16 protein-coding genes are annotated in these 15625 nt (G+C 64.5%); 5 read left to right on the top strand and 11 right to left on the bottom strand.

The window, feature by feature from the left end; all coding sequences use genetic code 11:
* Window positions 1–16: 16 nt before the first annotated feature.
* From FBZ93_RS07950 to FBZ93_RS07925, 6 genes are all read right to left on the bottom strand, one after another.
* Entirely contained in the window at window positions 17–898 is an 882-nt protein-coding gene (locus FBZ93_RS07950; protein WP_146985403.1) for an SDR family oxidoreductase, read from the bottom strand.
* Window positions 899–977: 79 nt separating this feature from the next.
* Window positions 978–1838, bottom strand: coding sequence for a MaoC family dehydratase (locus FBZ93_RS07945; RefSeq protein ID WP_146985402.1), 861 nt, complete (start codon window positions 1836–1838; stop codon window positions 978–980).
* A 204-nt stretch (window positions 1839–2042) separates the two neighbouring features.
* Complete coding sequence (locus FBZ93_RS07940; RefSeq protein ID WP_021080623.1) at window positions 2043–2432, bottom strand: Zn-ribbon domain-containing OB-fold protein; 390 nt, start codon at window positions 2430–2432, stop codon at window positions 2043–2045.
* Entirely contained in the window at window positions 2432–3589 is a 1158-nt protein-coding gene (locus tag FBZ93_RS07935) for a thiolase domain-containing protein (RefSeq protein WP_050420450.1), read from the bottom strand. Before FBZ93_RS07935 ends, FBZ93_RS07940 begins: the two co-directional genes overlap by 1 nt.
* A 216-nt stretch (window positions 3590–3805) precedes the next feature.
* The gene (locus FBZ93_RS07930) at window positions 3806–4837 is read right to left on the bottom strand and encodes a DUF3592 domain-containing protein (protein ID WP_146985401.1); all 1032 of its coding nucleotides are present in this window, start codon (window positions 4835–4837) and stop codon (window positions 3806–3808) included.
* 103 nt (window positions 4838–4940) lie between these two features.
* A complete protein-coding gene (locus FBZ93_RS07925) occupies window positions 4941–8435 on the bottom strand; it encodes an indolepyruvate ferredoxin oxidoreductase family protein (protein ID WP_146985400.1) in 3495 nt (1164 codons plus the stop codon).
* Window positions 8436–8678: 243 nt separating this feature from the next.
* Here FBZ93_RS07925 and FBZ93_RS07920 point away from each other — a divergent pair, with 243 nt between their 5' ends.
* Complete coding sequence (locus FBZ93_RS07920) at window positions 8679–9905, top strand: c-type cytochrome (RefSeq protein ID WP_146985399.1); 1227 nt, start codon at window positions 8679–8681, stop codon at window positions 9903–9905.
* Between the two features lie 27 nt (window positions 9906–9932).
* Here FBZ93_RS07920 and FBZ93_RS07915 read toward each other — a convergent pair whose 3' ends face one another.
* Window positions 9933–10574 carry a trimeric intracellular cation channel family protein gene (locus FBZ93_RS07915; RefSeq protein WP_146985398.1) on the bottom strand — a complete coding sequence of 214 codons (642 nt, stop codon included), beginning with the start codon at window positions 10572–10574 and terminating at the stop codon, window positions 9933–9935.
* Window positions 10575–10720: 146 nt separating this feature from the next.
* Between FBZ93_RS07915 and FBZ93_RS07910 the strand changes: the two genes are divergently transcribed.
* Entirely contained in the window at window positions 10721–11152 is a 432-nt protein-coding gene (locus FBZ93_RS07910; RefSeq protein WP_146985397.1) for a hypothetical protein, read from the top strand.
* 64 nt (window positions 11153–11216) lie between these two features.
* Here FBZ93_RS07910 and FBZ93_RS07905 read toward each other — a convergent pair whose 3' ends face one another.
* Genes FBZ93_RS07905 through FBZ93_RS07895 form a run of 3 tightly spaced genes read right to left on the bottom strand, consistent with a single transcriptional unit; the run spans window position 11217 to window position 12783 of the window.
* Window positions 11217–12035, bottom strand: a complete 819-nt coding sequence (locus FBZ93_RS07905) for an isocitrate lyase/PEP mutase family protein (RefSeq protein WP_146985396.1) — start codon at window positions 12033–12035, stop codon at window positions 11217–11219.
* Window positions 12036–12091: 56 nt separating this feature from the next.
* Window positions 12092–12442: an antibiotic biosynthesis monooxygenase family protein gene (locus FBZ93_RS07900; protein ID WP_050420445.1), complete on the bottom strand. Its 351-nt coding sequence runs from the start codon at window positions 12440–12442 to the stop codon at window positions 12092–12094.
* 32 nt (window positions 12443–12474) lie between these two features.
* Window positions 12475–12783, bottom strand: coding sequence for an NIPSNAP family protein (locus FBZ93_RS07895; RefSeq protein ID WP_146985395.1), 309 nt, complete (start codon window positions 12781–12783; stop codon window positions 12475–12477).
* A gap of 167 nt (window positions 12784–12950) precedes the next feature.
* Here FBZ93_RS07895 and FBZ93_RS07890 point away from each other — a divergent pair, with 167 nt between their 5' ends.
* Entirely contained in the window at window positions 12951–13646 is a 696-nt protein-coding gene (locus tag FBZ93_RS07890; protein ID WP_208763976.1) for an ArsR/SmtB family transcription factor, read from the top strand.
* 311 nt (window positions 13647–13957) lie between these two features.
* Window positions 13958–14227 (top strand): GCG_CRPN prefix-to-repeats domain-containing protein, encoded by a 270-nt coding sequence (locus FBZ93_RS07885; RefSeq protein WP_146985393.1) that lies wholly within the window; start codon window positions 13958–13960, stop codon window positions 14225–14227.
* Between the two features lie 91 nt (window positions 14228–14318).
* On the opposite strand, the gene FBZ93_RS07880 is transcribed toward FBZ93_RS07885, so the two are convergent.
* Window positions 14319–14636 carry a twin-arginine translocation (Tat) gene (locus FBZ93_RS07880; RefSeq protein WP_146985392.1) on the bottom strand — a complete coding sequence of 106 codons (318 nt, stop codon included), beginning with the start codon at window positions 14634–14636 and terminating at the stop codon, window positions 14319–14321.
* A 261-nt stretch (window positions 14637–14897) separates the two neighbouring features.
* Here FBZ93_RS07880 and FBZ93_RS07875 point away from each other — a divergent pair, with 261 nt between their 5' ends.
* The gene (locus tag FBZ93_RS07875; protein ID WP_146985391.1) at window positions 14898–15248 is read left to right on the top strand and encodes a cupin domain-containing protein; all 351 of its coding nucleotides are present in this window, start codon (window positions 14898–14900) and stop codon (window positions 15246–15248) included.
* Window positions 15249–15625 lie beyond the last annotated feature (377 nt).

The raw sequence follows: 15625 nt of genomic DNA, 5'->3' as shown, positions 1-15625 counted from the left end.
CGGCATTTGCCCGGACTTACTTGAACCGCCGCGCCGACTTCTTGATCTCCTCCTCGGAAAAGAAGATCTCCTTGGCGTGGGTGACGATATCCTCCGCCTTCCATCCCGTGAATGGCGGCGTCCAGCCTTCCATTTCCATCATCCGCATCTCGCGGACCCCGCGCGGGCCGGAGACACCGAGCACCTTGCCGGTCTGGTCGCCGGAGAGATCGCTGACCATGTACAGCACAGCCGGCGCGATGCCGTCGGGGCCAAGCGCCGCACCCGGGTTCTCCTTGTAGCGCGGCAGGTCTGCGGTCATTCGGGTCAGCGCACCCGGCGCCAGGGTCCAGATCCGGATGTTGTACTTGCGGCCCTCGATCGCCAGCACATTGGAGAGGCCCCAGATGCCGCCCTTGGCCGCGCCGTAGTTGGTCTGGCCGAAATTGCCGATCAGGCCCGAGGTCGAGGACGTGTTGACGATGACGCCGCCGCCATTGTCGCGCATCCATTTGAACACCGGCTGGGTGCAGCAGAAGGTGCCCTTGAGATGCACCTTCAGCACCTTGTCCCAGTTTGCTTCTTTGGCCTTGTGGAAGGTCTCGTCAAGCAGGATGCCGGCGTTGTTGACCAGGATGTCGGCGCGGCCGAAATGCTTGATGGCGTCGTCGAACACCGACTGACCGCCCGCCAGGGTCGAGATGTCGGCGCCGTTTGCGACCGCGCGGCCGCCCTCGGCCTTGATCGCGTCCACCACCTTGTCGGCCATCGATTTGTCGGAGCCCGAGCCGTCGCGCGGACCGCCGAGATCGTTGACCACCACAGCCGCGCCCTCGCGCGCAAACAACTTTGCGTAGGCTTCACCCAGTCCGCCGCCGGCGCCCGTGATCAGCGCCACCTTGCCGTCGAGTAATCCCATGGTTGTTTCTCCGTTGTTGTTTCTTCTTCACCTCTCCCCGCAAGAGCGGGGCGAGGGAGTCGACGGCCGCGACGTGTTGCTACGCCAGCACCGTCCTGCCGCTCTTGATCACCGTGACGCCGCGCGATTTCACCTTGGCCTCGAACGACACCACGTTGCCGTCCTTCCACAGCTCCATGGTCACCGTCTCGCCCGGGAATACCGGCGAGGAGAACCGCGCCGCGTGCTGCTTGAATGCCGTGGGGTCATAGTCGGCATAGGTCTGCAGCACGCCGCGGCAGGTGATGCCGTAGGTGCACATGCCGTGCAGGATCGGCCGCGGGAAGCCGGCCTTCTTGGCGAACTCCGGATCGGAGTGCAGCGGGTTGCGATCGCCGCAGAGCCGGTAGATCAGCGCCTGGTCGGGCCGCGTGGTGATGTCGACCACCTTGTCCGGCGCGCGCTCCGGCACCTTGTGCGGCTCGGGCTGGCCGTCCGACGGGCCGCCGAAGCCGCCATCGCCGCGAGCGAAGCGCGAGGCGACGAGCGTGGCGAGCTTGTCGCCCTTCTCATCCTTGAGCACGGTCTGGTGGCGGATCACCGCGCCCTTGTCCTTGCCCTTGTCGAACACGTCGAGCACGGTCGAGTCGGCCGTGATGTGGGCTGCGGTCGCGAACGGCTTGTGGAAGGTGATGTCGCGCTCGCCGTCGACCACCATCACGCGGTTGAGGTTCATCTCACCGGGACCGGCGCCCCAGGCCGCGACCGACGCGAAGGTCGGCACCACCTTGAGCGGACGCGGCGTCAGCACGCCCTCATTGACAAAGGCGAGCTCCTTCTCGTCCATCGGATCGGCGCCGAGACCGATGCCATAGGCGTAGAGCATCACTTCGCGATCGCTGTAGCTGTATTTCTGGCCGAGGTTCTTCAGGGCCATCAGCTGTTCGTACACGATTGGCATTGTTGTTTTCTCCCCGAATCCCTTTTTGCAACTGCGCTGCGGGTTGATGCGCCCTCTCCCCTTGCGGGAGAGGGCTACACAGTTGGCGCAACAGACTCTCTTGGGAGAGGGGTTGCCTCCACAGAGAGACCCGTCCGTGGAGAGACACCCCTCTTCCGGCAGCCTTCGGCTGCCACCTTCCCCCGCAAGGGGGGAAGGTACTTTTTAGGCCGGCGTGAAGAACGGCAGCGGGGCGCCGTCGGTCGGCTTCCACACCACCTTGACTTTCTGGCCGATCTTCACCGTCTCCAGATCGCAATCGACAATGTTGGTCTGCAGCGATGGACCTTCCTTCAGCGTCACATAGGCGATTGCATAGGGACCGGTCGGCGACTTGCGCATCAGGCTGTAGGTGTAGACCGTGGCTTCACCGCTCGACTCTTCCCACACCGTCTTGTCGGAGAAGCAGAACGGGCAGATCGCGCGCGGGAAGTAATGCGCCTCGCCGCAGGTGGTGCAGCGCTTGATCATGAACTTGCCCGCCTTCGCCGCTTCCCAGAACGGCGCGGTCTCCGGGTTGGTCACCGGGGCATTGTACTTCTTGGCTTCAGACATCACGCACGCTCCAGAATGCAGGTAGAGGCGGCGTGGCGAACGCCGAGCAGACCGCCGGTGCCGTGGGCGATCGCGAGGTCGCAGTTCTTCACCTGCACCTTCGGATGCGCCTCGCCGCGCAACTGGCGCACAGCTTCGAGGATTTTCGTCATGCCGCCGCGATTGACGGGATGGTTGCTGCAGAGGCCGCCGCCATCGGTGTTGAACGGCAGCTTGCCGACGCCCGAGATCAGATTGCCGTCGGCGACGAACTTGCCGCCCTCGCCCTTCTTGCAGAAGCCGAGGTCCTCGAGCTGCATCAGCACCGTGATGGTGAAGCTGTCATAGATCGAGGCGTATTTGATGTCCTTCGGCGTCACGCCCGCCTCTTCGAAGGCGCGCGGGCCGGACCAGACGCCGGCGGAGTAAGTCAGGTCGAGATCCTTGCCGCCGCGCGGACCCTTCGCAGCCTCGCCGTGACCGATCAGGCGCACCAGCGGCTTCTTCAGGCTCTTGGCGATCTCCGGCGTGGTGACGATCATCGCGCCGCCGCCGTCGGTGACGACGCAGCAATCCATCCGATGCAACGGATCCGAGATCATCGGCGAGTTCAGCACGTCCTCGACGGTGACGACCTCCTTCAGCATCGCATGCGGATTGTATTGCGCGTGATGCGAGGCAGCGACCTTGATCCAGGCAAGCTGCTCGGAGGTGGTGCCATAGTCGTGCATATGGCGCATGGCACACATGCCATAGGCATTGTGCGTGGTAGCCCCGTAGGCCAACTCGAAATCCGCCTCGGCGCCGGAGGCGCGCGGCGGCATCGGGCCGGTGCGCGGCTTGCCCGCCAGCGTGACCAGCGCGACCGAGCACTTGCCCGCGGCGATCGCCTCGGCGGCGTGACCGAGATGGATCAGATAGGAACAGCCGCCGGTCTCGGTGGAGTCGACGTGACGCAGCTTCTTGGTGTTGAGACCGAGGTAATCGACCATCGGCCACAGCCCGCCCGGCGCATCGCCGGCGCAGAAATAGCCGTCGATGTCGTCCTTGGTGAGCCCGGCATCCTCGATCGCGCCCTTGGCGACCTCGGCATGTAACTGCGCTGTTGATTTATCGGGTGCATGCCGGGTGGGATGCTCGTAGATCCCGGCAATGTAGGCCTTGCCCTTGATGGTCAAATCGCTCTCCGCTGGCGTTTTTCGCTCCAGCGTTTTTCTGAACCGGCGACGCGACCTTGGCAAGCGCGGAAATATTCCGTCAGGCGAGACTACGGTGAGGGACGCGAACCGATACGATTATGGACGGCAATCATATCGGCTCGCGCGCATCGACCAACGCAGGCGCGCCACCATCGCTCAGCGAGGGAGCGAGAAGCGCACCTTATTTGCCTGCGCTCATGTTCCGGCGGAAGGCACTGAAGCCGCATTCGCGTTCGCGCGAAACCGCCACATCGTCAGCCCCGCCAGGACCAAGCCAAGGGCAAGGAACACAGCCCCGCCCGTCACGCCGGCGCGGTCTTGAAAGAGCCGCTCGGCCGCATCGCCGACAATGAGCGGACGAACAGTCGGCCTGCCTTCGAGGTAGCGGATCTTCGTTTGCGTGACGGTCTGCACGTCATTGCGCGTGATCTGCCGCCAGAACCCGGCGCTGATATGAGTTGGCCCAAACGTCTGCCTTTGTCCGCTCTTGTCGGTCCACGCCAGCGTGACGAGATAGCTGGGGGCAGCGCCGGGTTTCTGCACTTCGGCAACCGCGCGGGTGATATCGGCGCTGGCTTCATCGCCGTGGTCGAGCATCTCTGCCGCCGCCCCCTGCTCCAAATACGAGCTGACAAGCATGAAGGCTCCGACCGGAAACGTAATGGCCGTCATCATCGCGAGAGCGACGGGAATTGCGCGCCGCTGGTTTTGCCCGGTTTCCGCCGAGCCCGGACCGCGGCTTTGCGACCATTTTTGCCAGCCGATCAACGCGGCCAGCAGGACGGCGAAAAGCACCGCCAACTTCGCCATGAAGCCGGACTGTGAGCGGATATCCTGCAGGCGGTCATTCGCATCCTCGATCACGACCGGGAGCGACTCGTCGTCGTCGATCGCACGAATGGCGACAGGAACGAGCTTGACACGATTGCCCACCAGAATGCGCGCGGCAAAGGCGCCGCTCACGCCGACGCCGGTCCGCGTTCGCTCAACGCCGTCCTTTCCGGTCCAGCGCAATCCAATGGACAGATGCTCGTCGACGTAGCGGAGCGATCCATCGTCGAATGAGATGGGAAATCTTGACGACGTCTGTGCCGCCGACGTGATCGTTCCCGTCGTGACATAGCCATCGCGCATCACTCGCTCGATGCCGTGCTGATTCCAGTAGAGACCCAACACCGCCAGTGCGGGCACAATGAAGCCCAAGATCAGAAGACCGCGTAGCGTCATGCCTCACCTGCATTAGAGAAGCGCCCTCACACGCTTCTCTACCCGGCGGGCATCGTTACCGCAAGTTGTATCGATCGATGAACTAGCGCAACTGCGCGCCAGCCTACTCCGCCGCCATCTGCCGTGGTGCCGGCGGCGGGTTGGCGAGGTCGGCGGCGAGTTGCGCGTAGCGAACCTTCGCCTCCTTGACCGCCTGCTCCTTCACCGGGCCGTAGCCGCGGATGCGCTCGGGCAGCGACAGCAGTTCGACCGCGATGTCGTGATTGAGCGGCGACAACAGGCCGAGCACCGTCGCGACGTCCTTCTCGTAGCCCGCGATCAGATCGCGCTCGAGCTTGCGGTCGGCGTTGTAGCCGAAAATGTCGAGCGGCGTGCCGCGCAAAAAGCGGAATCGCGCCATCACCTTGAAGGCCGACATCATCCACGACCCAAAGACGCGCTTCTTCGGACGGCCCTGCGCATCGAGCCCGCCGCCGAGGATCGGCGGCGCGAGATTGAAGTTGAACTTGAACTCGCCCTCGAACTGGTCGCGCAGCTGCTTCTCGAAGCGGCCGTCGGTGAACAGCCGCGCCACCTCGTACTCGTCCTTGTAGGCGAGCAGCTTGGCGTAGCTGATCGCGACCGCTCGCGGCAGCGCCTCGCCATAGCCGCCCTTGGCGGCGGCGTCGCGCACCTGGTCGACCAGCTTGCGATAGCGCTTGGCGAGCCGCCCGTTCTGATAGTCGGTCAGGAGCGCCATGCGGTGGGTGATGGTCTCGTCGAGCGACATCGCATCCAGCGACTTGACCGGGGCTGCGTCCTCATCCTGCCCCTTCATCATCGCGGCGAGCCGCGCCGGATCGGCCGCGGCCAGACGCCCGAGCTGGAACGCCTGCGTGTTCATCTTGATCGAGACGCCGTTGACCTCGATCGCCTGCTGGATCGCCTCCGCCGACAGCGGCAGCAGCCCGCGCTGATAGGCAAAGCCCATCATCATGATGTTGGTGGCGATGGAGTCACCGAGCAGCGCTTCGGCCGGCTTGGTGAAGTCGAAGAAGGAAGAGTCCTTGCGCAGCTCGGTCTCCAGCACGCCGGTGACCTTGCGGCTCTGGAAGTTGAAGTCGCGGTTGAGGATGAAATCCGCGGTCGGGATGATGTGGCTGTTGATGATGCCGACGGTGCGGCTCGCCTCGCACAGCGTCATGGTGTCCTTCGACACCGCCACGACCTCATCGGCTGCGAGGACGAGATCCGCCGTGCCGGTGACGATGCGCGAGCAGGTTACGTCGGCGGTGTGCTCGGAGAGCCGCACATGGCTGAGCACCGCGCCGCCCTTCTGCGCGAGGCCGGACATGTCGAGGATCATCGAGGCCTTGCCCTCGATATGCGCGGCCATGCCGAGCAGCGCGCCGATCGTCAGCACGCCGGTGCCGCCGACGCCGCCGACCGCGATGTTGTAGGGCCGGTCAAGCGCAGGCTTCGAGGCCGGCTCCGGCAAGGCGCCGATATCGCCGAGCTCGGTGGGCGCGCGACGCTTGAGGGTGCCGCCATCGACCGTGACGAAGGACGGGCAGAAGCCCTTCACGCAGGAATAATCCTTGTTGCAGGTCGACTGGTTGATGGTGCGCTTGCGCCCCAATTCGGTCTCCAGCGGCTCGACCGAGATGCAGTTCGACTGCACCGAGCAGTCGCCGCAGCCTTCGCAGACGGCAGGATTGATCAGCACGCGGCGCGCCGGATCCTCCATCTGGCCGCGCTTGCGGCGACGGCGCTTTTCAGCGGCGCACGTCTGCACGAACACGATCGCCGAGGTGCCCTTGGTGTCGCGGCACATCTTCTGGACGTTCTCGAGCTCGTCGCGATGGAACAGCTTGACGCCGGGCGCGATGGTATCGGCCGGATAGGCGCCGGGATTTTCCGAGACCAGATAGATCTCGCGAATGCCTTCGGCGTGGAGCTGGAAGGTGATCTGCTGCGGCGACAAATCGCCATCATGGCGCTGGCCGCCGGTCATCGCGACCGCGTCGTTGTAGAGGATCTTGTAGGTGATGTTGGCCTTGGAGGCGATCGACTGGCGGATCGCGAGAATGCCGGAGTGGAAGTAGGTGCCGTCGCCGAGATTGGCGAAGATGTGGTTCTCGTTGGTGAACGGCGCGATGCCGACCCACGGCACGCCCTCGCCGCCCATATGGGTGAAGGTCTCGGTCGAGCGGTTCATCCACAGCGCCATGAAGTGGCAGCCGATGCCGCCGAGCGCGCGGCTGCCTTCCGGCACCTTGGTCGAGGTGTTGTGCGGACAGCCCGAGCAGAAATACGGCGTGCGGCTGACCGGCGCCGTCGCCTGCATCTGGCTCGACTGGCGCCCGTTGAACCAGTCGGCCTTGGCGCGCAGCATCTCGGCGATTTCAGGATTGAGATTAAGTCGAAGCAGCCGTTCGGTCAGCGAGCTCGCAAGCGAGGCCACGCTGAGCTCGGCGGCGAAGGTCAGGAAGCGCTTGTCGTGATCGTCCATCTTGCCGACGATGCGCGGGCGCACGTCGTCGCGCCAGTTGAACAGCTCCTGCTTGACCTGGTTCTCGACGATCTCGCGGCGTTCCTCGACGATGAAGATCTCTTCGAGGCCGACGGCGAAGTTGCGGACGCCTTCCGGCTCCAGCGGCCACGGCATGCCGATCTTGTAGAGGCGAAGGCCGATCTTGGCGGCGATCTCAGGCGTGATGCCGAGCTCGCGCAGCGCCTGGCGGATGTCCTCATAGCTCTTGCCCGAGGCCATGATGCCGTAGCGCGCGCTCGGCGAATCCATGGTGATGCGGTTGACCTTGTTGGCGCGGGCAAAGGCGATCGCGGCAAAGCCCTTGTAGTCCTGCAACCGGCGGTCCTGCTCGAAGCGGTCGTCGGGCCAGCGGATGTTCAGCCCGCCCGGCGGCAGCTCGAAATCGGCCGGGATGATGAAGGGCGTCATCTCGTCGGTGAGGTCGATCTCGGCCGTGGTCTCGACCGTCTCGGTGATCACCTTCATGCCGACCCAGCAGCCCGAGTAGCGCGACATCGCGATACCCAAAAGGCCCATCTCGATCATTTCATGGATGCTGGAGGGATAGAGGTAGGGCATCAGCGCGGAGATGAAGGCGTGGTCGGACTGATGCGGGACGGTGGAGGACTTCGCGCCGTGGTCGTCGCCGGCAAGGCAGAGTACGCCGCCATGCTTGGCGGAGCCCGCCGCATTGCCGTGGCGGAACACGTCGCCGCAGCGGTCGACGCCGGGGCCCTTGCCGTACCAGATGCCGACCGCGCCATCATATTTGGCGCCGGCCGACAGCCCGAGCTGCTGCGAGCCCCAGATCGCGGTGGCAGCTAAGTCCTCGTTCACGCCGGGCTGGAATTTGATGTTGTACTGCTCGAGATGCTTGCGGGCGGCGAACAGCTGCTGGTCGTAGCCGCCGAGGGGGGAACCGCGATAGCCGGAGATGAAGCCTGCCGTGTTGAGGCCTGCGGCGCGGTCGCGTCTGATCTGCGCCATGGGCAGGCGGACCAGCGCCTGGATGCCGGTCATGAAGACGTGGCCGGTGCCTTGGGTGTATTTCTGGTCGAGGCTGATAGGCCCTTGGTTGATTCCCATTTAGCCCTCTTTTCGCTGGTCGCGACGGCTGCTTTTTAGCTAGTCATCCGAGCTTGTTAGAACCAGTCTATGTCGGATTTTCCGGCCCGCGCAGCACAATTCTGGGCGACCAGGCCCGTCGCTCAAAAATCGCAATATCGTGCCGGGAATATCAGAGGGCCGTTTCGGTTTCTGTCGCAGGACAGGCCTGCGGCGAAATGGCGTAACGCGTCTTGTGGACCGGAAGGTGCGGAAGGTGAACGGATGCGGCGACGATTTCGAACGGCGGGCGCGATTCTGGTCGGTGTGTTGTTGTGCAGTGCGTTCGCGGCCCGCGAAGGCGCCGCTGCGCCAACCGACGACATCATCGCCCGCGGCAAGGCGCTCACGATCGCCGGCGACTGCGCGAGCTGCCACACCGCCGATCCGGCAAAGCCCTTCGCCGGAGGCAAGCGGGTCGACACGCCGTTCGGTGCGGTGTTCTCGGCGAACCTCACGCCCGATCGCGATACCGGCATCGGCAGCTGGAGCGACGACGATTTCCTCCGCGCGCTGCGCAGCGGCGTCTCGCCGAACGGGAAGCACTATTATCCTGCCTTCCCCTACCCCTCATTCACGAAACTGATCCGCGACGACATCCTGGCGATCCGCGCCTATCTCGCGACGCTGGCGCCGGTCAGCAACAGGGCGCCGCCGCCGCAGCTGCGCTGGCCGTATTGCTACCGTGTGCTGATGCGGGCCTGGAACGCGCTGCTCTTCACGCCGGGCATCATCCAGCCGGACCAGAGCAAGGGTGCAGAATGGAATCGCGGCCGCTATCTGGTCGAGGCGCTCGCCCATTGCGGCGCCTGCCACACGCCGAAGAATGCGCTCGGCGCCGACAGGCGCGACCAGGCGCTCAGTGGCAGCATGGTCCAGAGCATGTTCGCGCCGCGGCTCGACGCAGCCGAGCGCGGCGGACTGAAATCGTGGAGCGTCGCAGACATCGTCGAATACCTGCAGAGCGGCCGCAACGGGCACAGCCATGCCGGTCCGCTGATGTCCGAGGTGGTGGTTAACTCGACCTCGAAGATGAGCGACGCCGATGTGCGCGCGATCGCCGCCTATCTGAAGAGCCTGCCCGCCGGCGCGCCGGAGCCAGAGGTCACCGCGCCCGCGCCGGCGCAGATGAGCAACGGCGAGCGGATCTATCGCAGCGCCTGCGTCGCCTGCCATGAGCTCGACGGCTCCGGTAGCCCACGGATCTATCCGCCGCTGCCCGGCAACGCCAATCTGCAATCGGCCAATCCGGCGAGCACGCTGCGCATCATCCTCGACGGCGCGCAGACAGTTACAACGCCGCGCGCGCCCAACGCAGGCTCGATGCCGGCCTATCCGAAACTGACCGACCAGGAGGTGGCGGACGTGGCGACCTATATCCGCAATTCCTGGGGCAATTCGGCGCCGGCCGTGACGGCGGACGAGGTCGCCAAGGCGCGGACGGCGAAATAATGAAGACGCGGACGGCGAAACAGCGGCTCACCGCTGCTCGCCGGAGAACACGAATTTCGGCATCTCCCATCGGTAGCGGATCGCGAGCATCCGGAAGCTGAGGCCGAGCGCAAAGGTCAGCAGGGTCCAGACCTGCGGATTGAGGTTCAGTCCGAACGCGGTCGCATAGAACAACCCCGTCACCACGGAGACGCTGGCGTAGAGCTCGCTGCGAAACAGCAGCGGCACCTCGTTGCAGAGGATGTCGCGCAGCACGCCGCCGGCGCAGCCCGTGATCATGCCGGAGACGATCACGATCGGCAGCGAGGCGTCGACCTGCCAGGCCACGTCGCAGCCGGCCATCGTGAACACCACGAGCCCGATCGCATCGAGCACCAGGAATGCGAGATTGAGCCTGACCACCAGCCGCGCCAGCAGGATGGTCGCGAAGGCGCCGGCCGCCGCGACCGCAAGGTAGATCGGGTTCGCGACCCAGAGCAGCGGATAATGCCCGAGCAGCACGTCGCGGATGGTGCCGCCGCCGAGCGCGGTGATTGCGCCTAGCATACAGACGCCGGCCCAATCCATGCTGCGTCGGCCGGCCGCCAGCGCCGCCGTCATCGATTGCGCCGCAACGGCAATGAACGAGAGCACGTGCAGCACCGAATCGGTGGGCGGCATGGTCCACATTGAAAAGGCCTCATGGAACAGGTTTGGAACCGCTGGGAATCGCCGGTTCCTGCATGAACTGGTTGCAACATTGGCGCGGAACATCCCGACGCGCCAGCCATTGTCCCCTGCGTTTAGCTTTGAGGTGCTAACGGAGGAACTTTGCAATGGCTTACAACCCTGACGATCCGTATCGCGCCAACCTGACCGATGACGAAATCCGCCGTCAGGCGCGCTTCAACAGCCTGGACAACGAGTTGCAGCCGGACCCGGAACTGCGGGAGGGCTCGGCAAGCAGCACCAAGATCGCGATGTTCGCAGTTGCGGTGGCCGTGGTGCTCGGCGCGCTGTTCTATGGGTTGAACAATACGTCGGTCCACGAGGCGGGCACGACGCCGTCGACGCAGACCGCGCAGCAACAGCCGACCAATCCGGCCGGGGCGCCTCCGGGCATGCGCGACCTGACGCCGAAGCCCAACAGCCAGCCCGGCGTGACCACGGGCGCGGCGCCGGCGCAGCCGGCCAGCCCGCCGTCGGACATGAACAAATCTGACATGAACAAGCCCGCCGCCCCGCCGGACGGGACGTCGAAGCAATAACTGACGACACTGACCAGGCGCGAGCAGCGGGCCCAACGGCCCGCTGCTTTTTTGCACGCAAGGTCTACTTGAACATCTTGTTGAGCTCGCCACCGGGATAGCCGTTGGCGAATTCGGTGAAGGTGCCCTGTTCGGCCATTTCCTTCGCCGCCTTCATGACGCCGGTCCAGGCCATCCGCGCCAGCGCCCCGCCGACGCTGATCCGCCGTACGCCGAGATCGGCCACCGCTTGCAGCGTCAGCTCGGACGCGCCGCCGATCAGGAGGTTGACCGGTTTCGGCGCCACCGCCTTCACGACCGCGGTAATTTCCTCTTTCGTCGAAATGCCCGGCGAATAGAGGACATCTGCCCCGGCTTCCGAATAGGCCTGCAGCCGTTCGATCACCAAATTGAGGTCCTTCTTCCCCCACAGGAATGCTTCGCAGCGGCCGGTGAGCAACACGCCGCTGTTGTCGGCGTCGATCGCCTTTCGCGCCGCCCTGATGCGCTCGACCGCGAGCTTGTGCTCGAACAGCGGATTGGCCGCGTCACCGGTGGAGTCCTCGATCGAGAGCCCGGCGACGCCGGTCTTGACGCCGCGCGCGACATTGATCGCAACCTTCTCGGGCTCGACCGCGAAGCCGCCCTCGAAATCCGCATTGACGGGAATATCGACCGCCGCGCACACCGCTGTCAGATGATCGCAGACGTCGTCGATGGTGACACGGTTGTCGGCCTTGGCGATGGTCCAGGCAAAGCCCGCGCTGGTCGAGGCCAGCGCCTTGAAGCCGAGATGCTGCAATGCGCGGGCACTGCCGGCATCGAACGGATTTGGAATGATAAAGCACCCGCTCTCGTGCAGCTTCTTGAAGGCTGAGCGTTTGTCAGCAGTTGGCAGTGGCATTGGTCGCTCCCTAGAGTCATTGGCCGCGCACACATAGGCACGCGCAGTTCGCGCTGCTAGTGCTGCTCATGTACCGCGCGACTGTCTTTAGGCGCTTGCTCGCGTTCGTTCAGGCCGTAGTCGCGCATCACACTCGCAACGCGCAGGCGATAATTGTCAAAAATCCGCGCGCGGCCCTTGGCCTGGGTGCGGCGGTGCTCGATGGTGTTGCGCCAGGCTTCTACCGCGGCCTCGTCGCGGAAGAATGACAGTGACACGAACTTGCCCTTCTCGGTGAGGCTCTCGAACCGCTCGACCGAGATGAAGCCGTCGATCTCCTGCAGGATCGGCTTCAGTTCGGCGGCGAGGTCGAAATACAGATTCCGGTGCTCCGGCTTCGGCCAGACTTCGAAGATCACGGCGATCATGGGCGCCTCCGCTCATTGTTGTTATGGAGCGACTATAGCTCGACCTTGCGCAGAAAGGTCCGCTCTTCGGCGAGGATGAAGCGGTTTTCTTCCGCGAAGTTGAAATTCGCCACGCCCTCTTTGTCCTGGCGCAGCCGCGCGCGATAGGCCTCGTAGGCGGCAAGGCTCTCGAACGAGATCAGCGCGAAGCCGATGTTGTTGGTGCCCTCGTGGGGCATCCAGTAGCCGAGCAGATCGCCGCCGCAGCGCGGGATGATCGAGAGCCAGTTCCGCGAATACTCCTCGAACATTGCGCGTTTGAACGGATCGAGCTGGTAGCGGATAAAGACGGTGATGGTCATTGGGTGTGCCTCCTGGTGGTTTCCGTCATTGCGAGCGCCAGCGAAGCAATCCATCGCTCCGCATATGCGGGAAGATGGATTGCTTCGTCGCTTGCGCTCCTCGCAATGACGAGGTGGTGAGACACTACCGCCTTGCCCGACCTCGATGCTTCGGCTATCATCGAACTATGAAAGCAGGACCCGACATCTCCCGGATCGCCGCTTTGGTCGGCGATCCCGCACGCTGCAACATGCTGACCGCGCTGATGACCGGCCGCGCGCTGACCGCGAGCGAGCTGGCGCAGGAGGCCGGCATCACGCCGCAGACGGCGAGTTCGCATCTCGCCAAGCTCGAGGCCGGCGGGCTGATCGAGCCCGAGAAGCAGGGCCGCCACCGCTATTATCGCCTCAGCGACCCCGACGTCGCCGACGTGCTCGAAGGCCTGCAGGGCATCGCGGCCCGCGCCGGCCACATGCGCGTGCGCACCGGGCCGAAGGATCCGGCACTGCGCCGCGCCCGCATCTGCTACGACCATCTCGCCGGCGATCTCGGCGTGCAGATGCTCGACAGCATGAAGCGGCAGAAGCTGGTGCGCCAGAGCAAGCAGGCGATCGAGCTGACCGGCGAAGGCAAGCGCTTCATGGCCGAGGAGCTGCAGATCGACGCCGATGCGCTGACGCATCCGCGCCGTCCGGTGTGCAAGGCCTGCCTCGACTGGAGCGAGCGGCGGCACCACCTCGCCGGCACGCTGGGCGCGGCGATGATGGACCGCTTCACCGAATTGAAATGGGCCGCGCGTGACGCGACGCCCGGCAGCCGCGTGGTCAATTTCTCGCGCAATGGCGAGAAGCGGTTCGCGGCGCTGTTCGGCGCCGGCGAGTAACATCGCGCATTCAAATCAGCGTCGGCAATTTTGTGCGCGCCCTCTCGGTCACGCTTGTCTCGCGCTCCGATACATTTGCATCCGCGTCGTGACGTGCGCTGCGTACGCGGCTACGAAATATTTCGAAACGATGCTGAGCTTGCTTGCGGCGCACTGACGCAGCGGTGAGCTGCAACATTCATGTCGCATTCAGCCCGCAACATTATGGTCGGCGACATCGGGCACGGCTTCTGCAATGATCCGGCCGGGCGAATCGGTAATCTAAAAGTTTGTTGCGGTGCCGCAGCGCGGCCCAAATAACAGGAGAAGTCATGAAGTATCTTTTTGCAGCGGCAGTTTTGGTGACGACCGCATTCGCCGGTATCAGCGCCGCGGATGCGGCTGGTGGCTGCGGCCCCGGCTGGCATCGTGGTCCCTATGGCGGCTGCGTCAGGAATCGTGGTCCCGTCGTCGTTGCCCCCGGCCCGGTCGTGGTTGAGCGCCCCGTCGTCGTCGCGCCCGGCGCGGTCGTGGTGGCGCCGCGCGTCCGCGCCTGCCCCTATGGCTTCGGCTGGCGTTACGGCCGTTGCCGCCCGATCTGATCGCGGCACATCTCGAGCAAACAAAACCCCGCCTCGCGCGGGGTTTTTCTCTTGTGATGAGCGCGGCAGGCGCCTACGGTCGACGGCTCAATCACCAGTGGCGCCAGTGATGACGACGCCAATGGTGGTGCCGCCAGCCCCAATGGCGGTGGCGCCAGCCCCAATGCCGGTGGTGCCAGTGCCGATGATGCCAACGCCCATGGCCATGATGCCAGCGCACTTGCTCGGGCTTCATGTGATCAACCTCGTCACCCGTGGTGACGGCCGGATGCGCGTCGCTGCCCGCCGGCGCACGTGCATCCTGGTTGAGCGGAAGCGGCGCGAGCGGTGCCGCCTGGGCTGTCGCTACGAACGTGGCTGCTCCGGCGGCGACACCGAAGGCGATCTTCAGAAAATCGCGGCGTTCCATGAGAGTTTCCCTTTGTTGCTGAGTTGGACCAACTGCACTCCCTGAGTTTTTTCGCCCCGACCTGAACGTTCGCTGAACCGCACGATCACGTTTCGCGGAACTCGACGTCTCGCAGCGAGCATCCACAACGCCGTGACGTCACGCAACCATCACGATCCGACGGCTCGTCCGCGCGCATCGGTCATGCTCATTCCGAGCGTTTCATGGACAGCCGAACAGGACTAGCATCGCGCATCACAAGAAGATCTCTGGGAGGCCACCGTGAAGTCAGGACAACCGCTCAAGGATGCCAGCCACCTCTACGAAGTCGAACGCCGCGCCCTGCACGCCGCCCGCCCCGGCTTTCGCATCATGGAACTGCAGCTCTCGCCGACCCAGAAAGTGCCGTGGCACACCCACAGCAACATCTCCGACACGTTCTACGTGCTGGAGGGCCAGATGCGGCTGTTCCTGCAGGAGCCGAAAGAGGAAGTGAACCTGAAGGTCGGCGAAGTCTACGCCGTCCGCCCGACCCGCCCGCACCTCGTCACCAACGCCGGCACGACGTCGCTGACCTTCCTGATCCTGCAAGGCGTCGGAGAGTACGACTACGTGCCGCTGGCGTCGAAGTAGGATCGCTCTCTCCATCCGTCGTCCCTGCGAAAGCAGGGACCCATAACCACAGGGTTACGTTGTTGAAGCAAGCTGTGGCCCCAACGGTGCGCAACAACATTGGTCTGTGGTTATGGATCCCAGGTCGCGCTTCGCTTGCCCGGGACGACGCGAGGGTAGATACCGATTCACATTTCAAGCGGCGTCCGCAGCGTCATCACCCGCGAAAGCGGGTGATCCAGTATTCCAGAGGCCGTCGTTATTGAGCCGAAAAGCCGCGGTGTACTGGATCGCCCGGTCGAGTGTTTAGACCGGAGACATTGCTGACACCTGTTCCGACACATCACTGACAGGTCCGCCATTGGTCAAGTCGATTGATGCGACCTGCCAGCTGGCGA

The sequence above is a fragment of the Bradyrhizobium macuxiense genome, assembly GCF_007993935.1.
Taxonomy (GTDB): Bacteria; Pseudomonadota; Alphaproteobacteria; order Rhizobiales; family Xanthobacteraceae; genus Bradyrhizobium; species Bradyrhizobium macuxiense_A.
Note: the sequence above shows the minus strand (reverse complement) of the source record. Positions and strands in the feature narration are given on the sequence as shown.